The 24550-nt window shown below is 40.1% G+C and carries 21 protein-coding genes, 1 pseudogene and 1 other annotated feature; of the genes and pseudogenes, 5 read left to right on the forward strand and 17 right to left on the reverse strand.

Annotated elements, in window-relative coordinates:
• Window positions 1-182 precede the first annotated feature (182 nt).
• On the forward strand, window positions 183-1589 hold the full coding sequence (gene gndA / locus PluTT01m_RS08125; RefSeq protein WP_011145857.1) for an NADP-dependent phosphogluconate dehydrogenase: 1407 nt from the start codon (window positions 183-185) through the stop codon (window positions 1587-1589).
• A 649-nt stretch (window positions 1590-2238) separates the two neighbouring features.
• Here the strand turns inward: gndA and PluTT01m_RS08130 are convergent.
• Window positions 2239-2859 (reverse strand): beta/gamma crystallin domain-containing protein, encoded by a 621-nt coding sequence (locus tag PluTT01m_RS08130; protein WP_011145858.1) that lies wholly within the window; start codon window positions 2857-2859, stop codon window positions 2239-2241.
• A gap of 615 nt (window positions 2860-3474) precedes the next feature.
• The gene (locus tag PluTT01m_RS08135) at window positions 3475-3966 is read right to left on the reverse strand and encodes a YbaK/prolyl-tRNA synthetase associated domain-containing protein (RefSeq protein WP_011145859.1); all 492 of its coding nucleotides are present in this window, start codon (window positions 3964-3966) and stop codon (window positions 3475-3477) included.
• A 421-nt stretch (window positions 3967-4387) separates the two neighbouring features.
• Here PluTT01m_RS08135 and yiaY point away from each other — a divergent pair, with 421 nt between their 5' ends.
• A complete protein-coding gene (gene yiaY / locus PluTT01m_RS08140) occupies window positions 4388-5539 on the forward strand; it encodes an L-threonine dehydrogenase (RefSeq protein WP_011145860.1) in 1152 nt (383 codons plus the stop codon).
• A 281-nt stretch (window positions 5540-5820) separates the two neighbouring features.
• Here the strand turns inward: yiaY and hisIE are convergent, their stop codons facing one another.
• The 9 genes and pseudogenes from hisIE to hisL form a co-directional block, all read right to left on the reverse strand.
• Window positions 5821-6426 (reverse strand): bifunctional phosphoribosyl-AMP cyclohydrolase/phosphoribosyl-ATP diphosphatase HisIE, encoded by a 606-nt coding sequence (hisIE, locus tag PluTT01m_RS08145; protein ID WP_011145861.1) that lies wholly within the window; start codon window positions 6424-6426, stop codon window positions 5821-5823.
• Window positions 6420-7196: an imidazole glycerol phosphate synthase subunit HisF gene (gene hisF, locus PluTT01m_RS08150; RefSeq protein WP_011145862.1), complete on the reverse strand. Its 777-nt coding sequence runs from the start codon at window positions 7194-7196 to the stop codon at window positions 6420-6422. Before hisF ends, hisIE begins: the two co-directional genes overlap by 7 nt.
• Window positions 7178-7915: a 1-(5-phosphoribosyl)-5-[(5-phosphoribosylamino)methylideneamino]imidazole-4-carboxamide isomerase gene (gene hisA / locus PluTT01m_RS08155; RefSeq protein ID WP_011145863.1), complete on the reverse strand. Its 738-nt coding sequence runs from the start codon at window positions 7913-7915 to the stop codon at window positions 7178-7180. Before hisA ends, hisF begins: the two co-directional genes overlap by 19 nt.
• 5 nt (window positions 7916-7920) lie before the next feature.
• Window positions 7921-8526 carry an imidazole glycerol phosphate synthase subunit HisH gene (gene hisH, locus PluTT01m_RS08160; protein WP_011145864.1) on the reverse strand — a complete coding sequence of 202 codons (606 nt, stop codon included), beginning with the start codon at window positions 8524-8526 and terminating at the stop codon, window positions 7921-7923.
• Complete coding sequence (hisB, locus tag PluTT01m_RS08165; RefSeq protein WP_011145865.1) at window positions 8526-9593, reverse strand: bifunctional histidinol-phosphatase/imidazoleglycerol-phosphate dehydratase HisB; 1068 nt, start codon at window positions 9591-9593, stop codon at window positions 8526-8528. Before hisB ends, hisH begins: the two co-directional genes overlap by 1 nt.
• Window positions 9593-10696 carry a histidinol-phosphate transaminase gene (gene hisC / locus PluTT01m_RS08170; protein ID WP_165828666.1) on the reverse strand — a complete coding sequence of 368 codons (1104 nt, stop codon included), beginning with the start codon at window positions 10694-10696 and terminating at the stop codon, window positions 9593-9595. Before hisC ends, hisB begins: the two co-directional genes overlap by 1 nt.
• Window positions 10697-12016: pseudogene (hisD, locus tag PluTT01m_RS08175) on the reverse strand (histidinol dehydrogenase); the annotation flags it as partial. It abuts the gene before it with no gap.
• A gap of 6 nt (window positions 12017-12022) precedes the next feature.
• Window positions 12023-12922 carry an ATP phosphoribosyltransferase gene (hisG, locus tag PluTT01m_RS08180; protein WP_041380016.1) on the reverse strand — a complete coding sequence of 300 codons (900 nt, stop codon included), beginning with the start codon at window positions 12920-12922 and terminating at the stop codon, window positions 12023-12025.
• Between the two features lie 26 nt (window positions 12923-12948).
• Window positions 12949-13072, reverse strand: a sequence feature (His leader region).
• Window positions 13048-13095 carry a his operon leader peptide gene (gene hisL / locus PluTT01m_RS28230; RefSeq protein ID WP_109791964.1) on the reverse strand — a complete coding sequence of 16 codons (48 nt, stop codon included), beginning with the start codon at window positions 13093-13095 and terminating at the stop codon, window positions 13048-13050. It overlaps the preceding feature by 25 nt.
• Window positions 13096-13362: 267 nt before the next feature.
• Between hisL and PluTT01m_RS08190 the strand changes: the two genes are divergently transcribed.
• Window positions 13363-14190, forward strand: a complete 828-nt coding sequence (locus PluTT01m_RS08190; protein WP_011145868.1) for an SDR family oxidoreductase — start codon at window positions 13363-13365, stop codon at window positions 14188-14190.
• Window positions 14191-14196: 6 nt separating this feature from the next.
• Here PluTT01m_RS08190 and PluTT01m_RS08195 read toward each other — a convergent pair whose 3' ends face one another.
• Window positions 14197-14817 (reverse strand): glutathione S-transferase family protein, encoded by a 621-nt coding sequence (locus PluTT01m_RS08195; protein ID WP_011145869.1) that lies wholly within the window; start codon window positions 14815-14817, stop codon window positions 14197-14199.
• A gap of 493 nt (window positions 14818-15310) precedes the next feature.
• On the opposite strand from PluTT01m_RS08195, the gene PluTT01m_RS08200 reads away from it, so the two are divergent.
• On the forward strand, window positions 15311-16453 hold the full coding sequence (locus tag PluTT01m_RS08200) for a serine hydrolase (RefSeq protein WP_415881254.1): 1143 nt from the start codon (window positions 15311-15313) through the stop codon (window positions 16451-16453).
• Between the two features lie 216 nt (window positions 16454-16669).
• Here the strand turns inward: PluTT01m_RS08200 and PluTT01m_RS08205 are convergent, their stop codons facing one another.
• The 3 genes from PluTT01m_RS08205 to PluTT01m_RS08215 all read right to left on the reverse strand — a co-directional run bounded on the left by PluTT01m_RS08205 (window position 16670) and on the right by PluTT01m_RS08215 (window position 19915).
• A complete protein-coding gene (locus PluTT01m_RS08205; RefSeq protein ID WP_011145871.1) occupies window positions 16670-17524 on the reverse strand; it encodes a hypothetical protein in 855 nt (284 codons plus the stop codon).
• 587 nt (window positions 17525-18111) lie between these two features.
• On the reverse strand, window positions 18112-18450 hold the full coding sequence (locus PluTT01m_RS08210) for a hypothetical protein (protein ID WP_011145872.1): 339 nt from the start codon (window positions 18448-18450) through the stop codon (window positions 18112-18114).
• A gap of 1150 nt (window positions 18451-19600) precedes the next feature.
• Window positions 19601-19915: a hypothetical protein gene (locus PluTT01m_RS08215; RefSeq protein WP_011145873.1), complete on the reverse strand. Its 315-nt coding sequence runs from the start codon at window positions 19913-19915 to the stop codon at window positions 19601-19603.
• 713 nt (window positions 19916-20628) lie between these two features.
• On the opposite strand from PluTT01m_RS08215, the gene PluTT01m_RS08220 reads away from it, so the two are divergent.
• Entirely contained in the window at window positions 20629-21450 is an 822-nt protein-coding gene (locus PluTT01m_RS08220; RefSeq protein WP_011145874.1) for a hypothetical protein, read from the forward strand.
• A gap of 77 nt (window positions 21451-21527) precedes the next feature.
• Here PluTT01m_RS08220 and PluTT01m_RS08225 read toward each other — a convergent pair whose 3' ends face one another.
• Complete coding sequence (locus PluTT01m_RS08225) at window positions 21528-22826, reverse strand: HAAAP family serine/threonine permease (protein ID WP_011145875.1); 1299 nt, start codon at window positions 22824-22826, stop codon at window positions 21528-21530.
• 906 nt (window positions 22827-23732) lie between these two features.
• Entirely contained in the window at window positions 23733-24341 is a 609-nt protein-coding gene (gene ybjG, locus PluTT01m_RS08230; protein ID WP_011145876.1) for an undecaprenyl-diphosphate phosphatase, read from the reverse strand.
• Window positions 24342-24550: the final 209 nt, after the last annotated feature.

The raw sequence follows: 24550 nt of genomic DNA on the forward strand, positions 1-24550 counted from the left end.
ATCAAATTTCAATAGTTGATTTTTCATCTGAGGAAGTTTTTTCCAAAAAATGGGGTGTCGCGGTATTGATGGCACCAATAACTATCCATTAGGACTCGTCCTGAGTTAACATGTGATCACATTAACAAATTGCGCGCTAATTATTATTGGTGAGCAGAATTATCATCAGACAGGAGTTATTCATGTCCAAGCAGCAGATTGGTGTTGTCGGTATGGCGGTGATGGGGCGTAACCTGGCATTAAATATTGAGAGCCGTGGTTATTCCGTATCTATATTTAACCGTTCAAGTGATAAAACTGACGAAGTGATCGCCGAAAATCCGGGGAAGAAATTAGTTCCAAGTTACACTGTCGAAGAATTTGTCGATTCACTGGAAAAACCGCGCCGTATTCTGCTCATGGTTAAGGCTGGCGAAGCAACCGATAAAACTATTGCTTCACTGACTCCACATCTGGATAAAGGTGATATTTTGATTGATGGGGGTAATACCTATTTTCAGGATACTATCCGTCGTAATCGCGAGCTTTCTGCTCAGGGTTTTAATTTTATCGGTACTGGGGTTTCCGGTGGTGAAGAGGGGGCATTGAAAGGTCCATCTATTATGCCTGGCGGCCAGAAAGAGGCGTATAAATTGGTGGCACCAATTCTGCAAGAGATTGCGGCTAAAGCTGAAGGTGAACCTTGTGTGGCCTATATTGGCCCGGATGGTGCCGGTCATTATGTGAAAATGGTTCACAATGGTATTGAATACGGTGATATGCAGCTCATTGCTGAAGCTTATTCTTTACTGAAAAATGCCCTAAATCTGAGCAATGAAGAACTATCTGAGATTTTCACTGACTGGAATAACGGCGAATTGAGCAGTTATTTGATTGAAATCACGGCTGATATTTTCCATAAGAAAGATGAAGCAGGCCAATATTTGGTTGATGTGATTTTGGATGAAGCAGCAAATAAAGGTACGGGTAAGTGGACCAGCCAGAGCTCTCTGGATTTAGGGATTCCAGTGACGTTGATCACAGAATCGGTATTTGCACGTTATATCTCTTCTCTGAAAGATCAGCGAGTTGCTGCGGCTCAAGTTTTGAGCGGGCCGGATGTACAACCATTTAAAGGTGATAAGGCCGAATTTATTGAGAAAGTCCGCCGTGCGCTTTATTTGGGTAAAATCGTCTCTTATGCCCAAGGTTTTCAGCAATTGAAAGCGGCATCTGATGAGTACCAGTGGGATCTCAATTACGGTGAGATTGCTGGAATTTTCCGGGCGGGTTGTATTATTCGTGCTCAATTCCTGCAAAAAATTACTGACGCGTATAACGAAAATGTGGATATTGCTAACCTGTTGTTGGCACCTTACTTTAAGAAAATTGCTGATGAATATCAGCAGGCGTTGCGTGATGTCGTCTCGTATGGGGTGCAGAATGGTATCCCAACCCCGACTTTCTCTGCTGCTATTTCTTACTACGATAGTTATCGTTCAGCGGTACTGCCTGCTAATTTAATTCAGGCTCAGCGTGATTATTTTGGTGCTCATACCTATAAGCGTACTGATAAAGAAGGTGTTTTCCATACTGAATGGATGGAGTAAGCCCGGTTATCACCGATTGACCAGCAGAGTGGAGAGTTTACATCAGATATGATGTGGTTTTAATTTCTGCGATCTTCTGGAACACGTCGTTGCGGCTTTTCTAACAAATGACCGCAACGGCGTAGCTTAAATTTCAGAATATGATTTATATACTATTTGTAAAAATTGGCTTTTTTTGTGTAATATTTCCCACTAATAATTTATTTATTCCTCATCTTTAGATGTAATATATCCAGTCAATAGAAGAATAATATTCGATGGGTTAATGTTAAAATTAGCATAAAAATACATAAAGTAAAGTTGTTTAAAAATACCTAATTACCTAAAATAAGATATGTAATAATGGAATGGTTGGGTTTTACTATAATTTTCAAAATTAATCGTTAGGGAAGTATTTATCTCAAAGGAAATAGCTTGTGAACATTATTTCTAATGGACCTTAATTTAATGTTCTTTTTAAAGGTTAAGTGACTATTGTAATGATGCTTATATCATAATAAATAAAAAATTATTTATCGCCACGAAATTTTTGCTGATTTATGAATACACCGTTGCGGTTTTTGATGATATTCCGCAACGGTGTTGTTTAAATTTTCAGAACGTAGCTTGTCTGAAAACGGCGGTTAATTATTGTTACATTATAACCGGATTAGTTAGAAAAATCGGTACTGATAATATGAATATCAAAACGATTGCCACCTACATTAACTATTCTGAGATTTTTAGGGAAATTAGCTTTCTCATCAATAGTAACAACGCCGTTCGCATCACGATAGAAATAGAATGATCCGTTATTGATATATACTCCAGTACTGGTATTTCTTATTGCAATGGCAGTAACTAACTCGGTCTCAAATGGCAGTATACCAACCAGTGCATAATCATCATCAGTTGTTGTTTCAACTGGGCCCACGCAATGTGTATTCGTGAACATTGAGAATTTAATACCTGAATAAGTATCATCAATAAGTCTTAATGCAACCAGACAGGTATCTTTTGGTGCCACTTTAAACTTAGATAATCCTCTAATTTCTCTATCAATATCTGGATGATCGTATTCCCATTCACGATAGCGTTGGCCGGGTTCCCAATCGCTCTGATGACGCCATGCATAAACTTTTGATAGCGTTCCAATTCTTACTGAACGGAATCTATCGTTAAGATCATAAGGCAATGGAATAATGATGTCGTTTTCTGGATAATGGTGCGCTTCACCCAGAAAGTATTTTCTATCGAAAAAAGTTGCACCTGTAACTAGCTTATTAGTCATACTTTTCTATTCCTTAAAATTTATTTTGAAAAAACGTCATCTTTCTTTTTGAAAGCGATATGAGAATACAATGAGTGTGGGTTTTTGTATTTAATAAAATATAATGAATAGGCATATGAAATTGTTGTCAATACAACATTAATATAATTGACATGTCATTTTTCACCGATATTTGAAATAAAGGTTCTGAAATTAAAAATAATTGAAAATTCCTATCAAGAAACACCTTTGTTTGGGTAGGGAATTATCCCATAATGTAATTGGTAATTTTTTGTATATGCCTCAATAGTGAATAATTAGATATTCATGGTATTTGATAATTATACCTCTCTGTTTAATGTTTGTATAATGTAGCAATAATAACTTTATCTAGTGATATATACCCTATGAATTTCAAGTTGCATCGCGACGGCAAGGGAACGAATTCCCGGGAGCATAGATAACGATGTGACCGGGGTGAGCGAGTGCAGCCAACAAAGAGGCCGCTTGAAAAATGACGGGTATAAACTTATTGGGGCGGGATAGTTACTATTTTAAATGAGTATATTTAAAATATTATCTTAAATAGCCTATTTTTATAGGCTATTTGACAAATATCATTTTTCGCGATGGTATTTATTCTACTCGACGAAAAATCATCAATTCAGGTTGTGCAATTCGGTGGTAATCTTGGGTGTTAAGAATCACTGAACGTTCAAGGCTGCCGGCATTAAAAGCCAGTTCATCAAAACGTTCAAATAATAAAGGGTCTGCAACCAGTTTCAGATCTGGATGAAAACTAAAAGGTGGAATAGCACCAAATACACATTGAGTCAGTTCAAAAACTTCTTTAGGACTTGCCAGTGAGGCACGGTTGCCACCGATCTGTTTTGCCAGTGAAGAGAGGTCTGCTTGTTGATCCGCAGGCAGTACAGCGAGTACATATTGACGGAATCCTTCCCCTTTAACATGGCAAACTAACCCTTTTGCCCCTTGCCCAAGTTGTGTACCACGGATTTTTGCAACTTCTTCAGAATGTCCGGCGGTTGAATGTTCCATCACCCGATAGCTGGCATGATGATTATCCAGTAATGTGGTCAGGCGGTTAAATATTTCGTTAGAGGACAAAATAAACTCCTAAGTAATAATTTGGTGAATTGATATATTAATCTTCTCGATTATTGTATTTATTATATTGCCAATGGAATATATTACCAAGAGGGAAAATTATCAAATATCTATTTTAATAAACCTTATCTAACTCTACCGAGATATATTTATATTTTTTGAATTATGTGGTTTAAATAGAGCTATTATTTATGTTTGTTGCAAGAGCAATGATCTGTAGTTCCATTAGGTGATTTTTCAAATTTTACTTTTTATACCTTAAGGATTTCAAGATGGATCGCGACGGCAAGGGAGCGAATCCCCGGGAGCATAGATAACGATGTGACCGGGGTGAGTGAGTGAAACCAACAAAGAGGTAACTTGAAAGACAACGGGTATATATATTTTCATTCTAAAACTATTTTAATATAAGGAATTATCAATGATGACTACGACTTTTTTTATGACATCGGTAAATATGTTTGGTGCGGGTTGTTTGGTTGAAGCGGTAAATACGATGAAAGGTGATGGTTATAAGCGAGCATTGATTGTGACCGATCGTGTTTTAAATGAAATTGGGGTGGCAGCAAAAGTTCAAGCTTTATTATCTGATGTTGATATTGAGAGTACGGTTTATGATGGTACTAATCCGAATCCGACGACAATTAACGTTGAGGAAGGTTTGGATATTCTGCGTCAGCATAATAGCGATTGCGTTATTTCTTTAGGGGGTGGTTCGCCACATGATTGTGCAAAAGCTATTGTGTTGGTCGCTGCTAATGGAGGCGATATCCGGGATTATGTCGGTATTGGCCGTTCATCTAAACCGCATTTGCCATTAATCTCAGTCAATACTACCGCGGGTACTGCGTCAGAAATGTCACGTTTCTGTGTTATTACCGATACTGAAAGCCATATTAAAATGGCCATTGCTGACAAGAAAATAACACCTGTTTTGTCTGTGAACGATCCGGAATTAATGGTAGGAATGCCGAAAGGGTTAACCGCCGCAACTGGAATGGATGCAATGACTCATGCGGTTGAAGCCTATGTTTCTCCTGCGGCTAGCCCAATAACGGATGCTTGTGCATTGAAAGCAATCTCAATGATTAGTCACTCTTTACGCCAAGCAGTTGCAGATGGGAGCAATATAGAAGCACGTGAAAACATGGCCTATGCACAATTCTTGGCGGGGATGGCGTTTAATAGTGCATTACTGGGGTATGTACACGCCATGTCTCACCAATTGGGCGGTACTTATGATTTACCACACGGCATATGCAATGCTGTTTTATTACCACACGTTCAAGAGTTCAACGCTAAAGCGGTTGCGGGTCGTTTGAAAGATATTGCCGCTGCGATGGGGGTAGATGTAAGCGCTATGAATGATCAGCAAGGGGCTGCGGCATGTATTGCTGAAATTCGTAAGTTGTCAAAAGATATTGGTATTCCGTCGGGTCTAGCGGAACTGAATGTCAAATTAGAAGATTTACCAGAGTTAGCAACTAATGCCTTGAAAGATATATGTTGTTTGACTAATCCCACTCAAGCTACCCATGAAGAAATTGTTTCGATCTTTAAAGCGGCCATGTGATTTATAAACGTTCATTTCGTGTAGATACCTATGCCTAATTGGGCGGGGAGCTGTCAAAAAGGCGACGTAGACGTCTATGTCGCCTGATAGTCGTTTTTCGTATGATTGGTTTTTGCCTTTTTATCTACCGGAAAAGCGCGGTGGATCACGGGCATATACCCAATGGATTTCAAGTTGCATCGCGGCGGCAAGGGAGCGAATCCCCGGGAGCATAGCAAACTATGTGACCGGGGGGAGGGAGTGCAGCCAACAAAGAGGCAGCTTGAAAGATGACGGGTATATCATCTTTCCCGTAATCGACGAATGACACAACTCAGATCCAGCTCTTGATCCTGTAGTAGAACCATCAGGTGATACATCAGATCTGCTGCTTCATTCGTTAGCTCTTCTCTATTATTCACTGCCGCGGCTAAAGCGGTTTCTAACCCTTCTTCACCCACTTTTTGAGCGATTCGTTTAGTACCGCTGGCATATAACTTCGCTGTATATGAATGGTCAGGGTCGGCTGTTTTGCGACTTGCCAGCAATTTTTCAAGCTGATAGAGAAATCCCCATTCAGTTTGTGCCGGAGCAAAACAACTGTGTGTACCAAAGTGGCAGGTAGGGCCGATTGGGTCTGCGAGTGCCAACAGGGTATCGTTGTCACAATCAGGATAGATATTGACCAAATTAAGAAAATGGCCGGAGCTTTCACCTTTGGTCCATAGACGTTGTTTACTGCGGGAAAAGAAAGTGATTTTGCCTGAACTGATAGTAATATTCAGTGCTTCTTTATTCATATAGCCCATCATGAGGACATCGCCGGATATAGCATGTTGCACAATAACCGGCATCATATAAGCGACTTTTTCCCAATCCAGTTTTTCGATTTGTTGTGCGGTTAGCAAGTTCTTATCTCCACGCCTTGTTGTGAAAGGTACTGTTTTAATTCACAGATATTAATAATGTGTTTATGGAATACAGATGCAGCGAGTGCACCATCGACATTTGCCTGTTTAAAGGCATCAAGAAAGTGTTCTGGTGCGCCTGCACCACCAGAGGCAATGAGAGGAACATGACAAACGTCACGCACCTGTTTTAGTTGAGTCAGATCGTAGCCATTGCGGACACCATCCTGATTCATCATATTGAGTACGATTTCACCTGCACCACGGTGTTGCGCTTCTTTTACCCAATTGAGGGTTTGCCATTGAGTGGCCTTTGTGCGTTTTTCGTCGCCGGTAAACTGATAAACTTGATAGCGACCTGTACTTTCATCAAACCAGGTGTCAATCCCTACGACAATGCATTGAACACCATAACGATCGGCCAAACGAGTAATTAAGGTTGGATCAGTCAGTGCAGGGGAGTTGATAGAGATTTTATCTGCCCCAAATGAAAGGATTTGCCCTGCATCTTCGACAGTTTTAATACCACCAGCGACACAAAAGGGAATATCAATCACCTCCGCAACTTTGGTGATCCAACTTTTATCGACTACCCGTCCATCAGATGAGGCAGTGATATCGTAGAAAACCAGTTCATCTGCACCTTCTGTTGCATAACGTTGGGCAAGTGGCACAATATCGCCGATAATTTCGTGATGACGAAACTGAATGCCTTTAACCACTTGCCCGTCACGAACATCAAGGCAAGGAATTATGCGTTTTGCCAGCATTGAATTGCCTCCTTCAGGGTAAATTTCTCATCAAGTAATGCACGACCAATAATAACCCCGGCTACACCGCTGGTAGGCAGAGAAGCGATATCATTTAACGTGCCGATGCCCCCCGAAGCCTGAAATACGATTTGTGGATAGTATTGGCAAATTGCCCGATATAATTCGACATTTGAACCAGTTAGCGTGCCATCGCGGGAGATATCTGTACACAGTACATATTTCAACCCGCAAGGCAGATATTGCTCAATAACCTGTTCCAGAGTGACGGAGGAATTCTCCTGCCAGCCATTGATGGCAACCTGTTTCATGCCTGTATCATTGATACGAACATCCAGCGCCAGCACAATATTTTCGGCACCATAACGTTTAAACCATTGGGTAACGAGTGCCGGTTGTTTTATGGCGATAGAGCCAATCACTATCCGGTTGGCACCCGCATCAAGCAATGTTTTCACATCTTCTTCTGTACGGATGCCGCCGCCGACCTGAACAGGTATAGAAACTGCTGCAAGTAATTTGCGCAGTAAAGGGATCTGGCGGGCGGATGGATCTTTAGCGCCGGTCAGGTCGACCAGATGGAGCAATTTTGCTCCCTGTTGTTCATATTGTTGAAAGTGGGACAAAGGATCGTGTTGATAATCCCGTTGTTGAGCATAATCCCCTTGATGTAACCGTACTACTTTGCCATCTATCAAATCTAATGCGGGTATAATCATTGTGCCTACATCTCCAGAAAATTCTTTAATAGTCTGGCTCCGGCAGCACCGGAACGTTCAGGGTGAAACTGTACGCCGAAGAAGTTATCTTTGGCGATTGCGCTGCTGAAAATATTGCCATATTCAGTTTGCGCAATGGTGTAGGTATTCAGCGGGATCGCGTAGCTATGGACAAAATAAAAATAGGCATGGTCTTCAATACCACGGAATAGCGGGTGCCCGGCTTTTGGCAGAACTTGGTTCCAGCCCATGTGTGGTAATGGAAGCCCATGCGTAGCCATTTTTTGGACGGGGGAAGCCATAACTTCGAGTAGGGTGACATTATTACCTGCAACATTATCGCTTTCTTCGCTGGTGGCAGCGAATAGCTGCATGCCAAGGCAAATACCTAACACAGGTTGGCTGAGTACTTTAATTAACGGTATAAGTTCCCGTTGTTTCAATTGATCCATTGCGGCACTGGCAGTGCCGACACCAGGTAAAAGTAGTTTATCTGCTGCCAGGATCGTTGCTGTTTCCTGACTGATTTCAGGTTGATAGCCTAATTTTCGGATGGCATAAGTTACCGATGACAAGTTAGCGCAGCCAGTATCAAGAATGACAACTTTCATCACAGAACCCCTTTGGAACTTGGCAATGTATCGCCTTCTACCCGAATTGCCTGACGTAGTGTTCGGCCAAAGGCTTTAAATAGGCTTTCTGCTCTGTGATGATCGTTGCTGCCTTTCGTTTTCAGATGTAGTGTACAGGCCATTGCATAAGAGAGTGAACGAAAGAAGTGCTCAATCATTTCAGTGCTCAGATCACCCACCCGCTGGTGTTTGAATTCAGCTTTATATTCCAGATGAGGGCGACCAGAAATATCGAGAGCACAGCGGGCAAGGCATTCATCCATTGGCAACACAAAACCAAAACGGCAAATGCCCCGTTTATCTCCCAACGCCAGTTTCAATGCTTCCCCCAATGCCAGACCGGTATCCTCAACGGTATGGTGATCATCAATACAGAGATCGCCTTTAACCTGAACATGCATGCGGAAACCACCGTGGGTAGCAATCTGATCCAACATATGGTCAAAGAACCCGACACCGGTATTGATATCGCTGCTACCTTCATGATCAAGCCAAACGTCAATGTTGATGGATGTCTCTTTAGTGATACGTTGAACATGAGCGTGACGGTCTTGACGGGTTAGTTGTTCACAGATAGCGAACCAGCCAAGGTTTTTCGGATGATAATGTAACCCCTGAATGCCCATATTTTTGGCCAGTTGCAGATCGGTTTCCCGGTCACCAATCACATAGCTGTTCGCGGTATCCATCAAGCCTTCTGTTAGATATTTTTCCACCAGTTTTATTTTTGGCTTACGGCAATGACAGTTCTCTTCTGGCTTGTGAGGGCAGATTAAAACTTCATCAAAATGGATGCCTTGAGAACTGAAAATCTGCATCATCAGGTTATGTGGCGGTTCAAATTGTTCTAATGGAAAACTATCTGTGCCAAGACCATCCTGATTAGTGATCATAATCAGCCTGAACCCCGATTTTTGCAGGGCAAGCAGAGCAGGAATAACCTCGGTTTCCAGTGCCAGTTTATCCAGACGATCAACTTGAAAATCTGTTGGCGGTTCAGTGATCAGCGTACCGTCCCGATCAATAAACAGGAGTTTCTGGTTCATCAGTTTGCTATCTCCTTTGGTTGTTCATTTACAGTGGAAAGGGCGCTGATGGCTTCAACCACTCGCTCACACTCTTTACGGCTGCCGATGGTGATCCGCAGGCAACCCTCTAAACCGGGCTGTTTGCGTTGGTCGCGCAGGATGATGCCCTGATGCCATAATGTTTTGAAAACAGTTTCTGCGTCATAGAATTTCACCAATATATAGTTGGTTTCACTGGGGAATACTTTTTCTACGATGGCTAATTTATTCAGCGCCTGTTGCAAGTCATTGCGGTTTTCCCTGATCTCAACGACACGTTTTTGCATAATTGCGATATTTTCTGCTGTCAGTGCCTGTGCTGCAATATCTGCAACAGGCGTGGAAAGCGGGTAAGGTGCAATCACTTTTAACAATAGAGTGATGATATCCACAGATGCGAGAGTAAATCCACAGCGTAGACCGGCTAAAGCAAAAGCTTTCGAGAGGGTTCGCAAAATGACTAAATTTGGATAGTTTTTTAGCCAGCTTGCGATACTATTTTCCGGGCAAAATTCAATATAGGCTTCATCGATAGTGACAATGGCACGATTGGCGGTTAGTTCCAGAATTTTACGCAATGAATCAGGATTTATTGCGTTTCCTGTTGGGTTATTAGGGCTACAGATATAGATTAATTTTACCCGGTCGAGGTTATTTTCGATCGCTTCGATATCCAGTTGCCAATTTTCCAGTGCGGTAATTTTCTTTTGTTCGACACCAAAAGTTTCAGCGCTGACACTGTACATACCATAAGTCGGAGGGCAAAACAGCACTACATCTTGTCCGGGTTCACAAAATACGCGGATTAAAAGTTCAATGGATTCATCAGCACCACGGCAGGCTAGTACTTGCTCAGGTTGTAAGCCTGCATAGGCGGCATAACGGCGGATAACCGAGGCTGGCTGGCAGTCAGGATAACGGTTTAATGTTTGCTCAGTGCATTGGAAATCAGGGGCTAGTGGGTATTCGTTGGCATTCAACCAAACATCACCCTTGCCGCCAAGGCGACGAGCAGACATATAAGGTGTTAATTTGCGGATATTTTCTCGTGCCAACAGATTGGCATCGAAAATGTTATTCATATTCACCCCTTGACCGGCAATATTCAGCGCCGCCACACGTAAAGTGAGCGCGTTTTTATGAGCGGTCAGTTGTTCTGCTTGCGCCAGTGTTTCAATGGTCTGAGATAGGTTCAGTAGTCCTTGCGGCGTCAGTTGTTGAATTGTCATACGTTTTAGGAAATCTGCCAGACCAAGGCTGGAATAGGTTGAAGTGTAGCCATAAGTTGGTAATACGTGATTGGTTCCTGATGCGTAATCTCCCGCAGATTCTGGCGACCAGTCACCGAGGAAAACAGAACCGGCGCTAGTGATTTTTTCAACCAGTTGTTCTGGCTGGCGGGTTTGGATAATCAGGTGCTCTGGGCCATAGCGGTTGCTGATTTCTACGCATTGTTGCAGGCTTGTTGTCACAATAATCCGGCTATGTGCTAATGCCTTGGCGGCAATCTGGTTGCGGGGAAGACGGGTAAGCTGTTTTTCGATTTCCGTTATCACTTTTTTGGCTAACGCTTCATCAGGTGTAACCAATATCACTTGTGAGTCAGGGCCATGTTCTGCTTGTGAGAGTAAATCGGCAGCTACAAAGACGGGGTTTGCTCCCGCATCGGCGATAATAAGCAGTTCCGATGGGCCAGCAGGCATATCGATGGTGGCACCATCTACGCGCTGACTAACTTGTCTTTTGGCTTCGGTAACATAAGCGTTACCCGGACCAAAAATCTTATCTACTTTGGGGACGGATTCTGTTCCAAATGCCATAGCGGCAATGGCTTGAGCGCCACCAATTTGGAATATTTCCGTAATTCCACACAGTGTGGCTGCATAGAGGATTTCATTGGCAATCGGTGGTGGAGAACAAAGTACAACTTTATGGCAGCCCGCTATTTGAGCAGGTGTTCCGAGCATCAAAACGGTAGAAAGTAATGGTGCAGAACCTCCGGGGATATAAAGCCCAACCGAATCAATAGGCCGTGTTACTTGTTGACAATAGACTCCTGGTTGGGTTTCTACTTCGATCTTTATCGGCTTCTGCGCTTCGTGGAAAACGCGGATATTATTCATTGCCTGCTGCATTGCCTGTTTAATGTCATTATTCAGACTGTTTTCTGCGGCGGCTATCTCTTCCGGCGAAATACGGATATTTTCAATAACCGTTTTGTCGAAACGGCGGCTGAATTCACGCAGAGTGTGATCGCCATACTCTTTCACCGCATGCAGAATTTGCTCCACTGTACGGGAGATTTCTACGGAAGCTGAAATTGCAGGGCGTGTCAGTAAAGCGTTTTGCTGTTCATCATGGCACTCCTGCCAACGGATCAGGGTATCGAAATGGTCAGTCATTTTCGTTTACTCCATCATCTTTTCAATCGGCAATACTAAAATGGAGCTGGCACCAAGGGCTTTAAGTTTCTCCATCGTTTCCCAAAACAGTGTTTCACTGCTTACCATATGCATGGCAACGCGGTTCTGATCTCCCACCAGCGGTAGAATCGTTGGACGTTCCGCCCCTGGTAGCAGAGCAATCACTTCTTCGAGTTTTGCACTTGGTGCGTGCAACATGATGTATTTGGATTCACGGGCCTGAATCACCCCCTGAATGCGGGTCAACAGTTTCTCAATCAATTGCTGTTTATCGGCGGGCATTTCACCATCACGTTGAATAAGACAGGCTTTGGAACGGTAGATAATTTCTACTTCCCGCAGACCATTTGCTTCCAGTGTTGCGCCAGTTGAAACCAGATCACAGATGGCATCGGCTAACCCGGCACGGGGAGCAACTTCAACTGAGCCATTGAGCAGACAGGATTTAAAGAGGATTTTTTTCTGATCGAGATAACGTTTTAGCAGGTGAGGGTAAGAGGTTGCGATACGGGCATTTTGTAAACATTCGACGCCGGTATAGTTGTAGTCTAGAGGCGCGGCCAGTGAAAGGTGACAAGTACCGAAATCCAGACGGCGTAAGGTGAAATAACGAGGATTTTCTCCTTGAGCGCGACGGCTTAATAGCTCCTCTTCCAGCACATTTTCACCGATAATCCCCAGATCGACGACGCCATCCATAACCAACCCTGGAATATCGTCATCACGTACCCGCAAGATATCAATTGGCATATTTTCCGCGAATGCAATTAGGCGCTGTTGTTGCAGATTAATTTTAATACCACAGCGAGCCAGTAATTCTTGTGAATCTTCGCTTAATCGGCCTGATTTCTGCATTGCGATACGTAAACGTGATTTATCTAACATTTTTATCCCCACTTAAAATCGGAAACATAAAAAAACCCCCGGAAGGATCCTTCCGGGGGTTTTTATCGCATTCATGCCACCGGAAGACCCGTTAAACGTCTTCCAGCACACAACCGCCTGAAAGACTAATCAGGATGATGATGGTGGTAATGGCTAAATTGAATGCGGATCATAATGGTTTCTCTTTATTTGTTATTGCTGCCAGTTGCTTTTATTCACTGACCAACAGAGATTAAATTTTTTGCTTGCTATTCAACCTATACGATTTGATGGACTAAAAGCAATCTATTTTTTTAACAGTAAATTTATATTGTAATAATATTTTGTTTTTACTTGAAATATTGTTTTCTATGGGAGAAATACAGTATCAATAATAACAGTGGCTTAATGTTCGGATTGTTTGCATAATCAAAGTAATATCAGGCATAGAAGGGGTGGTGATGAAAAAAGTTTCCATTATCGGTCTGGGTTGGTTGGGGATGCCATTAGCCAAAGCATTGAGTCGCAGTGGTATGCAGGTTGTTGGCAGCAAAACGACGCCAGATGGTGTAGAGGCAGCACGTATGTCTGGTATCGAATGTTATTTGTTACAACTGGAACCTCAGATCAATTGCGCGCTTGATGATTTAGAGCAACTGATGGTAGCTGATGTGCTGATCATCACTTTACCGGCAAGCCACACTGCGGGTGGCAGTTATAACTATGTTAGGGCAGTTCAGTTAATTGTCGATACTGCTCTCTCATACTCTGTGCCAAGGATTATTTTCACCAGTTCTACTTCTGTTTATGGTTTTGTTGCGGGCAATCTCAATGAAGATGCGCCTTTTTGCCCTGAAACACGTTCTGCTCAGGCATTGGTTGAATTAGAGAATTGGTTGCACAAACTGCCAAATATTTCTGTTGATATTTTGCGTTTAGCCGGTTTGGTCGGCAGTGGTCGTCATGCCGGGCGTTTTCTGGCGGGAAAAAAGGGAGTTAAAGGAGGGAATCAGCCGGTTAATTTAGTTCATCAGGATGATGTTATTTCAGCCATTAATTTATTAATTCAGAGGACTGAAGGTGGGCATATTTATAATTTATGTGCGCCTGTTCACCCAACCAAAGCTGAATTTTACCCTAAAGCCAGTAATCAGCTTGATTTAGTTCCACCTGAGTTTTTCAGAGAAGAGACTCAGATGGGAAGCAGAATTGTTGATGGTAGCCGTATTTGTCAGGAGTTGGGATTTAAGTATCAATACCCCGATCCTGGATGGATGCCAATGAGCTGATTTTTCTCAACTTAACTCAATCATGACAATTTTTTTGAACGCTGGTCTTTCTGCCATTAACTGATACCAGCGTTCAATATTTGGCAGAAATGGTCGTTTGATTGGAATATTAAGCCAAGGATAAATCATGGGTCCTAATGCAATATCAGCCATGCCAAATTTATCGCCAGAAAGATATTTCTGTTCTGCCAGGGTGTCATCGAGCACTTTCATCAATTTTTCGATTTCAGCCAAGGTTTGTTCTATTTGTTTTTGATCCCGCTCTGTTTCAGGTGTGCGAATAAAACCTATCATGAGTTGTCTGATATGAGGAAACAGATGTGAAGCAACCCAATCCATCCATTTATCTGCATTTGCTCTTTCCTGTAGGTCTTGTGGATAAAGTACCTCTTTACCAAATTTTGCTGCAAGATAACGAACAATTGCGTTAGATTCCCACAAGATAAAATCGCCTTCTTGTAAACAAGGGATTTTTCCATTTGGATTCATTTTCAGATATTGTGGGGCATCCAGTTTGCCAAATTTACCGCCAATATCTACTTGATTATACGGTATATCGAGTTCCTTCAGACACCAGAGCACTTTTTTTACATTGGAAGAGTTTTTACGGCCCCAAATGGTCAGCATGAGTTTTTCCTGGAATCGGGATGATAAGAAAATTGTCTATTTGTTACCAATATACCCGTCATCTTTCAAGTTGCCTCTTTGTTGGCTGCACTCGTTCACCCCGGTCACATAGTTATCTATGCTCCCGGGGATTCACTCCCTTGCCGTCGCGATGCATCTTGAAATCCATAAGGTATAACCGCTATCAGATTAAATGAAAACTAATGATCAGCACAATCTTTATCCTATTTATGTTGGTTTCTTGTCGTACAACATTTTATATTAATATACCTGTCATTTTTCAAGTTGCTCCTTTGTTGGCTGCACTCACTCACCCCGGTCACATTGTTATCTATGCTCCCGGGGATTCGCTCCCTTGCCGCCGCGATGCATCTTGAAATCCATAGGGTATAAGAATTTGACATTTTTTCTTATTAAGTAAAGGGGAACGATGATGAAGAAAAATTTGGCGATGGCGATAAAATGTGTTGTTGCGGTGCTGACAGTGGCATCAATGGTAAGTGCCCGTGTTTATGCATCGGATGAACCTGTCGTTCCGCCAGTGGATGCGAGAGCTTATGTGTTAATGGATTATGACAGCGGTAAAATTCTGGCGGCAGGTAATCCCGATGAGCGGCTTGATCCAGCCAGTCTGACAAAAATTATGACCAGTTATGTTGTCGGTCAGGCGATAAAAGCGGGAAAAATCACGCCGGAAGATATTGTTACTGTGGGAAAAGATGCTTGGGCGACGGGAAATCCCATACTGAAAGGTTCTTCTCTCATGTTTCTTAAACCCGGTGACAGGGTAAAAGTGATTGATCTGAATCATGGTGTTGTTGTTCAGTCTGGTAATGATGCCAGCATTGCTTTAGCTGATTATGTGGCGGGTAGTCAGGATGTATTTGTTAGTCTGATGAATAATTATGCAAAAGCACTTGGGTTGACTAACACCCATTTTCGTACGGTTCATGGATTGGATGCTGAGGGCCAATTCAGTACTGCTCGTGATATGGCGGTATTGAGTCAGGCCATGATCCGTGATGTTCCTGATGAGTATGCTCTGCATAAAGAGAAAACATTCACCTTTAATAAAATCCAACAGCCTAACCGTAACCGATTGTTGTGGAATAAGAATATGAATGTCGATGGTGTGAAAACAGGATATACCAGCGGTGCCGGTTATAACTTAGTTGCTTCAGCGACAGAGGGACCCATGCGGCTGATTTCTGTTGTGCTAGGAGCACCAAGTGATCGGATTCGTTTCGTTGAAAGTGAAAAATTACTTGCATGGGGACTCCGTTTTTATGAAACAGTGACGCCCATTAAAGCTAGCGAGCCGTTTGTTTCGCAAAAGGTTTGGTATGGCGGGCGCTCAGATGTTGCTCTTGGCGTGGAAAAAGATGCTGCGATCACCATTCCTCGTGGGCAGTTAAAAAATCTGAAAGCCAGTTACACATTAAATCAAACTCCATTAACAGCGCCTTTGACGAAAAATCAGGTTGTTGGTGTGATTAATTTCCAATTAGGGGATAAGGTAATTGAACAACGCCCTTTGGTGGTTAAAGAGGCGGTAGAGGAAGGTAGCTTTTTTAGCCGTATTTGGGATTTGATTGTGATGAAAGTGAGTGGTTGGTTTAAGGCGATTTTTGGTTGATTTGACATCAATATAAGGTTTATGTGGTAGGTTGGGTGGCGTTATATTTTTTTGATTTAGGGCGCGGCATTTTGCCGCGCACGCTTTATACCCGTTATCCTTCAAGTTGCCTCTTTGTTGGCTGCACTCACTCACCCCGGTCACATCGTTATCTATGCTCCCGGGGATTCGCTCCCTTGCCGTCGCGATGCATCTTGAAATCCATTGGGTATATACCTATTTTTTTTCATCTAAAGAGCAACATTTGCTATTTTTTACAACAGATCCGTTGTACCGGCCTTTGAATAACAAGACACCATCAGGTTTATCTTGCCAGTAAGCCCATAATTCGACCTCAGTTTTAACATGATGGCCGATATTTTCGTAACGAATATGCGTCGGTGATAAACCTCGATAGTTGCGGGTTGATGTTCCTTCATATCGGAGTTCATAGCTAGTAGCGAATCCTGTTAAATCGCCATTTCTGAATAGAATACAGGTTGCTACGTCATGAAACTCTACCCATCCGTTAAGTGGTTTATTTTCACCTTCAGTTTCTATTTCAAAAACAATGACATTTTTGCCAGTTTCAGTTTTGCCAAATACCATTAGTTTTCCATCTTCGATGGAGCGTAATAAGGATATTGAATTCTTTTCTGGATCTATAATTAAACCACCATATTCAACCCCATTGACATTGGCTGTGTAATTGGGAAAACGACTAACATTGCCTCCGCCGAAAATAACAAGAGGTTCCTGAGGATTTGAAACATCAAGTTCACCGGCAAAAGGTCGGACGGCATCACCGTCAGAAAAAATTTTTTCACTTTCCCCAGTGCCGATAGCGCCATATATTTCTATTTTACTGTTCCAGGCAACTTCATCTTTTGCTATGGGAACAATAATGAGGTTCTCAGAAACTAAGATTGGTGGGGATTGGTAAGTAATCCCCTCAAAGATAACATCGTAAACATCAAAAAATTCAACACTGCCCTCAACAAATTTGACCGCCCTATGCCATGCTCCATCGTAGAAATGATCTGTTGCATAACCTGAGGATGGCTTTTTAATACGTTGGCTTTCTTCTGACATTTTATCACCTATTATGAAGAGAAGTGAGTGAGAGAAATAGATATTCAAGTATTAAAAATAGTAGTAAGCGTTATTGATATTTGTCAAGAAAATGGGCTTTAATTGGGTTTTTTATTATTTTACAGGTAATATTAGATAGGAGGATAATTTTTGATAAATTAAAATAGTAACGTTCAAAAATATATTTAATACAATTGTTTTAATACGTTGTTATTGAGGTGTTAAATGTATGATCAATAAATTTATTGTGGTTAATTTTAGGGCTATTATTGTCTTTTTATTATTTTTGTAGGTTTTTATTTTCTATTTGAAATAATGTTTAAAGTCATTAAATATAGATTGATGACATTAAAATAGCATTATTGAAATAAGGTGTTATTTATTAATTACCGTGAATTTAAAACGGTGTTGCGAGAACAGGCAGAACCCTGTGGTTAAGGTTCTACCTAGAGAGGGGAGTATATGGTAGAAAATGTTTTTAGCTTTTACTCAACATTAGCTTTATTCTACCAGATAAATGCTATACCCAATTTATATTTTAACAATAAGGAATTAGGTGGAGCTATTTAACAATTTATGACTTTATCTTAAGAAGCCAATAATGTTGCGTTGTAGATATAATTGTAACCACCAGGAGAAACCGCTGATGAAGAAGTTATATTTACACGTTTGTTACTACTGCAAGCGCTCAGAAGAAGATGATACAGTGCTGCACCTCTGTAGTCCTGAGCATTCCACCATAACAGATAGTTAAATTTGCCGTTAGGGAATTGCATAGTGACAGTCACTTGCAATTGGTTTTGATCAGGTGCAGCCTGAACTGAAGTTACTGTACCAACCGCAAAATAGTAATTAGGGTTTGGAGAAGTCTGTTCAGGTTTATTTTCTGTTACCACTTCATTAGAAGAAGGATTTGTATAGTTCATCGTGTTAACCTTTTAATTTAACGTAATTGAAAAATAGAATTCTTTACTAAAATGTACGGAGCAGTCATTTGTCCGCCGAAGAAATATAAGGTAATTGGTAATTGTAATCTATATTAAAAGTTTATCTATATTATATAATTATTGATGCTGTTAAAAAGTCGCCAATAATATATTTCCTCTAAATGGTTATAATAATCAAATGTATCACTCTAATCAAAAAATAATATTGATATTTATTTCCTGTTGTTGAAATTGAGAAATTAACAATCTGTTCCAGTAAGTATTATTTATGCAGGATATTCTTATTAATAGAGTATGGGTACGGAATGGGCGGCAGGAATTGAAGCGTACTAGCAGTATGTGGTGAATGATTTAAATTTTAATTTTCTAGTTGATATTTAAATAAAACATTATGAAATTATTCTTATCCTATAGTATCTTGCATGGAGATATATGACTGCAATCTCTGAAATTAATTTATTTAAATCTATTTTAGATTTAATAATACCTGGGTGTATGATATTTAATTAATAATTACAATATGGAAATATTATTGATGTAATTACATATGTTGTTAAGTATTCACTGTGTGCAATAAAGAGGCGTTGTTCTACCCTGTTTTTAAAGATTGAGCGGATGGTATGTGCTATTATTAAAAATAATTCCTAAAAGAAATTTTTTGAGTGAAATTGAATTTTGATAATAATTTATTGATATTTTTATGTGAAATAGATAACCTGGTTAATTGATTTTAATTTATTGAAAGTTTGTTTTATATTATTTTTATGATTTTCTGTTTTTTTTATTAAATGTAGTTATGGCAGGCAGAGCGTTAATATTACGCTCTGCCTTAGATAGGGTAGAATGTGCCGTTATACCCGTTATCCTTCAAGTTGCCTCTTTGTTGGCTGCACTCGCTCACCCCGGTCACATAGTTATCTATGCTCCCGGGGATTCACTCCCTTGCCGCCGCGATGCATCTTGAAATCCATAGGGTATATAAAAGTCAGCTTCATTATACCAGAGAAATGTTGTGCCAAATTCCTATCACAACAGTACTGTATTTTGCGATCAATGAGATCGCTTTAATCAGATTGAGTCTCTATTAGGAGTCTATTATTTGGCTCAAGCATTTCAACAATCAATTATTTTACATAGAGATTTCTACGCAATTAATGTAATCGCAGCCGAGAGGACCTACTTTTCCTACGGTGCTAATTTTCACATCTTTCTTAGCGCAAAGCGCTTCCATCAGAACTTTATAAATCGCCATGCCTCTATTGTCTAGCAGATTCCATTTCAAAAGCATTTCTTCACATACGCCATCATGCATTAATACAGTCACCATAACTTGCATAACTTTGTCTGGCATAACTTTCATTGCAATGATTTTACAGCTACGTAGCATTACGTCATCTACTATATCTTTATCTTTAATTAAAGAAGGATGCATGTCATTAATCATAATGTAAACTCCAAAATATAATGTAATTAATTGATAAATAAGCCTATATTATCTCAGAATAAATAACGGAAAATCGTCCGTTTGAGAAATATAAGGTGGTTGGTACTTCTACTATAAAAGCAATCTACATAAGAAATTTTTTTTGCGCTAAAAATATAGGACAGTTAACGTTTTTAATTGGCATATAACATTTTCTCTAACACATATAACTATAGGTGCCATTTATAAGTTGTCAAATAAATTTGAAAAAAATATGTAATTAATTGATAAGTAGAGTCATATTGCCAAAAAATAGAAAATAAATTGTTAATGTGATAAATATAAAATAACCGGAATTTTTTGTATTTCATATAATTATATTAAATTAAAATGTTATTTGTAATTTATTTATTTTGAATGATTAGTTTGATAATTAAAAATTTAAATTATATTTTTAATTATTGTAAATAAATATGGTTAATTTATTTATTTGAAATTTATATAAATATTAATGCAAATGAGATGTTGTATGTGTTTTTTATAAAAAAAACTTTTATTTATGAAGTATTGGTCTATTCTTTAAAAAACTCAATAATAAATAAAATAGCCATATAAATAACTATTTCAATATTAAGGATAAATTGTATTGGAGTAATTTTATATTTGTTAATAAAAGAATGTTATTAGAAATAAAATAATTAGAATTCACTATTCTATGATGAAAAGGTGGTTATATGTCATATCTTGATCCGTTAGCGCTTTCTATCCGTTTTGGAAATCGTAATAATTTAGGTGATGACAAACGGTGGGCGGATAAACCTAATCCTCTCCATAAGCTTAATCAGGAGCAATTTACTTACATTTATGAGGATAGTCTGCACTTTCTTTATGGTCGATATAGATTCAATCCAAGTAATGGACGAGATAACATTTTGACAGATATGCAGGTGTCGAAAATCAAGACCGGGAGATATATTGATCAATATGGTCATGATGAACAGTATGAGGTTCTTGGTCTCCTTGGTGGTATGGGGACATTTCCTTTACATTCAATATTCGGTACGTTTAGAACAGAAGAAGTAGATCTGATTAGTTACTATTTTTATATTGCATATGTATTGACGGGTAACTATTCAATTCATAATCGTTATTTTTACCAAGGTTATCCAATGGGGCCTAATAACGATGAGGGGTTAGATTATCTTCTTATGTGGAACGCCGTTGATATCATTCCATCACCGTATAAGCCGGGTTTGCCGCGATATTTCCCGTTGATTAACGGTTATATTCTCTTTCCTTCAGCAACTGAGGCGGTAGTTATCTCTAATATTTCTACCGATGCCAGGTTTATCCGTCTTGAAGAGGCTGGCAATAGGTTTCCTTTTACTGGAGAGATTGTGACCAAGACGCCTTATATCCTGACAGATAAGTTGCGGCAACAATGGGACGAAGAAGAACAGCAAGGGGTACCAATAGACGAACGTGGATATTTTAACGAAGACGATTTGTGGCAATATGATGAACAGCAGGGGAATTGGGTGAAGTGGGTAGTGTAGTTTAAATTTTTCCGCTAGCTAGCTCATGTCGTTATTCGGTTGCTGCCCGCTTGAAGAGAACAGCAACCAAATGTTTATTATGCAAACAGTGAGTAGAGGACAGCAGAGATAGCAACTAATCCCATAAAGACGACAAACAGATTACTCAGCTTGCCGCTATATTTGCGCATTGCAGGAACTTTGCTGATTGCATACATTGGCATAATGAACAACAACATTGCGATAATAGGACCACCTAATCTTTCGATCATTTCCAAAATACTTGGGTTCAGAGTAGCGACAATCCAAGTCGTTACTAACATGAAAATGGTAGTGATACGATTCAGCTTTTTAGGCTCAATAGTTTTACCTTGGTCACGCAATGTCTTAACCACAATACCATTAAAACCTTCACGTGCACCCAGATAATGGCCAAGGAAAGATTTGGTAATTGCTATGAATGCAATAAACGGAGCGATGTAGGCAACCACTGGTGTATTAAAGTGGTTAGCCAGGTAAGACAGAATAGAAATATTTTGTGCTTTGGCTTCTGCCAGATTTTCTGGAGACAGGCTTAATACGCAGCTGAATACGAAGAACATCACGGTTACAACCATCATGATATGGGCGTAAGCTAGAATGCGGGAGCATTTTTTCTCAGCATGCTCACCATATTCTCCACGTTTTGCCACCGCAAATGCCGAGATAATTGGCGAGTGGTTGAAGGAGAACACCATTACTGGGATCGCTAGCCATAGAGTAATGAGCAGCCCATGACTTGCACTCGATGCAGAAACGCTGATGTTTTCGAAGATTGCGGTATTCCAGTTAGGGATCAGATAAAACGCCAGTAGCATCAAAACGGCAACAAATGGGAATACCAGCACGCTCATTGCCTTAACAATAGCCTGTTCACCAAAACGGATGATGGTCATTACACCAGTAATTAGGATCAGAGCCAGCAGAGCACGAGGAGGTGATGGCAGGTGTAATTGGTGAACAATAAAGCTGTCTACGGTGTTGGTAATAGCAACGCTGTAAACTAAGAGAATCGGGTAGATAGCGAAGAAGTAGAGCAGAGTAATAAGTTTACCTGCCAGGTTGCCAAAGTGTTCTTCTACGACTTCGGTAATATCTTCGCCAGGGTTTTTACCTGATAGAACGAAACGACACATCCCGCGGTGGGCGAAGAAAGTCATTGGGAAAGCCAGTAGCGCCATTACCAAAAGAGGTAGTAGGCCACCAATACCAGCATTGATGGGTAAGAATAATACACCGGCACCAATCGCAGTACCGTATAAGCCAAGCATCCATACTGTATCTGATTTACGCCAGGTTTTATAATCGCTTGGGCTGGTCGCCTGCGATGCGATCGTACCTGTTTGAGTCATATCCATAGTTATCTCCGAGAATAACGCGGTAAATTAAAAAATGAAATTACAATGCCGCAAGTATGCAATAAATGCAAATACATGTGGCCTAACTCTTTCTTTATAAAAAATAAATTTTCTAAATATCTCTGGTGGTTATTTAAACGTTTTTATTACCACATTAACATCTTGGTCGAAAATTGGACTTTAAATTAACAAGCCAAAATTTTCGCTTTACTTTCTTTTTTGAAAGAAAGTCTGGAAATTTTAAGACCAGACTTTTGATAGCGGCAAGATAGCGATTTTTAGTGAATAGTACCGTGATCATAGTCTCAAATGCGGAATACATCCCGAAAAGTCATCATGTTACGAGATTTAGTGTAATTGTTGTCTAAATATTGCGTATTTCAATGAGGTCAAATTATAACCTCAATTTGCCCATTATTCAACTCTTATTATTTTCTTATGTTTTTGTTATTTCCTGTCTATTTATTTACATATTAATGAATGAAAATGGCAAATAGAGTAAATGGTTAATAAATTGATAAATATCAATTTTTTACCAGATTTTAAAATAGATATCTCTTATGTAATACTTGTATCTTTGTGAAAGATATAGATAAAACCAGAATAATAGATTAATAGCATCAATAATATGAATGAAAGATGTGCTAGCCATTCTTTGATCAAATTTTAATAATCTCTTTCGTTATATATCTATTTACATAGTGATTTATATAGATTTATTGATTTATATGAAAATCGTTGAGTTGAATTTAAGCGCAAATAAATGCTAGATAGGGTACAGGATATTACCCTGCTGGTTAACTCATATCCATTTTGGCATGTAAAATTAGTCAATAATTTCTAATAAAAAGACTTTGGTTGAGATAGCGTTCGTTTATCTCAAGTCACTAAGTTGCATTTATGTTGCTAACTTTTTATCCAGCCTTTACGGATAGGAAAAGCGCAGCAATGTTGGTACAGACTGTTCAATCTTTTTTGTAAACGTTCACCAAACAGGCTCCATATTATTTGCGCAAAAGTGCATCCCATTAGGCTGACGATAAATGCTCCGACCATATCCATCGGCCAGTGAACGCCTAAATAGACTCTGGCCCATGCAATTGCCAGTGCAATTGCCATCATACATAAGCCCGGCCAAATCCTGTGCCAGAATAAAAAGGATAAAGCGAAAGTGAAGACGGTTGTTCCATGATGACTTGGGAATGAGGTTGTTGGCGCGTGAGGAAGAAAGTTATAACCGAAGCCTTCTGCAAAAGGGCGGTCGTGAGGGCAGAGTAAACCGATACAGTATGAGGTTAGCATAGCAAAACAGAAGGCAATGGTGGTTTTACTGACGATAACCCGATGATAAGGGCGAGTACGCTCTGAACCCCAGAACCAGAAACTAGCCAATATTAGAGGGAAAATAAGAACCAGGTATTTTGCAATGAACGTCGCCATTGCAATCATGGCTGGTGATGATTCAGGCGTAGCATTGAAAAAGGTAAACAGATCATGATTTATTTGTTCTAACAAATCGGGCCTCACATATAGTCACTTATGTACATCACGATAGTCGGACGCAAGAGAGTAAAGTTGGCTGACCTGAGAGTAAAGCGTAATTGTCTTAATTATTGGTGTTATTTATTTTTGGTTTATCTTTCCGTCAAGGAAACATCAGGCAGTCATCTGGACAAAAAATAAATAACACATTGATATATATTATAATAATCTTAAGATCAGCG

The sequence above is a fragment of the Photorhabdus laumondii subsp. laumondii genome (assembly GCF_003343245.1).
In the GTDB taxonomy this organism is placed as follows: Bacteria; Pseudomonadota; Gammaproteobacteria; order Enterobacterales; family Enterobacteriaceae; genus Photorhabdus; species Photorhabdus laumondii.

Bases quoted from the DNA above. Each gene is read 5' to 3' on its own strand.
- gndA (WP_011145857.1), top strand. From the start codon at position 183: ATGTCCAAGCAGCAGATTGGTGTTGTCGGTATGGCGGTGATGGGGCGT.
- PluTT01m_RS08130 (WP_011145858.1), bottom strand. From the start codon at position 2,859: ATGACTAATAAGCTAGTTACAGGTGCAACTTTTTTCGATAGAAAATAC.
- yiaY (WP_011145860.1), top strand. From the start codon at position 4,388: ATGATGACTACGACTTTTTTTATGACATCGGTAAATATGTTTGGTGCG.
- hisF (WP_011145862.1), bottom strand. From the start codon at position 7,196: ATGCTGGCAAAACGCATAATTCCTTGCCTTGATGTTCGTGACGGGCAA.
- hisA (WP_011145863.1), bottom strand. From the start codon at position 7,915: ATGATTATACCCGCATTAGATTTGATAGATGGCAAAGTAGTACGGTTA.
- hisH (WP_011145864.1), bottom strand. From the start codon at position 8,526: ATGAAAGTTGTCATTCTTGATACTGGCTGCGCTAACTTGTCATCGGTA.
- hisB (WP_011145865.1), bottom strand. From the start codon at position 9,593: ATGAACCAGAAACTCCTGTTTATTGATCGGGACGGTACGCTGATCACT.
- hisC (WP_165828666.1), bottom strand. From the start codon at position 10,696: ATGAATAACATTTTCGATGCCAATCTGTTGGCACGAGAAAATATCCGC.
- hisG (WP_041380016.1), bottom strand. From the start codon at position 12,922: ATGTTAGATAAATCACGTTTACGTATCGCAATGCAGAAATCAGGCCGA.
- PluTT01m_RS08190 (WP_011145868.1), top strand. From the start codon at position 13,363: ATGAAAAAAGTTTCCATTATCGGTCTGGGTTGGTTGGGGATGCCATTA.
- PluTT01m_RS08195 (WP_011145869.1), bottom strand. From the start codon at position 14,817: ATGCTGACCATTTGGGGCCGTAAAAACTCTTCCAATGTAAAAAAAGTG.
- PluTT01m_RS08200 (WP_415881254.1), top strand. From the start codon at position 15,311: ATGGTAAGTGCCCGTGTTTATGCATCGGATGAACCTGTCGTTCCGCCA.
- PluTT01m_RS08205 (WP_011145871.1), bottom strand. From the start codon at position 17,524: ATGTCAGAAGAAAGCCAACGTATTAAAAAGCCATCCTCAGGTTATGCA.
- PluTT01m_RS08210 (WP_011145872.1), bottom strand. From the start codon at position 18,450: ATGAACTATACAAATCCTTCTTCTAATGAAGTGGTAACAGAAAATAAA.
- PluTT01m_RS08215 (WP_011145873.1), bottom strand. From the start codon at position 19,915: ATGATTAATGACATGCATCCTTCTTTAATTAAAGATAAAGATATAGTA.
- PluTT01m_RS08220 (WP_011145874.1), top strand. From the start codon at position 20,629: ATGTCATATCTTGATCCGTTAGCGCTTTCTATCCGTTTTGGAAATCGT.
- PluTT01m_RS08225 (WP_011145875.1), bottom strand. From the start codon at position 22,826: ATGGATATGACTCAAACAGGTACGATCGCATCGCAGGCGACCAGCCCA.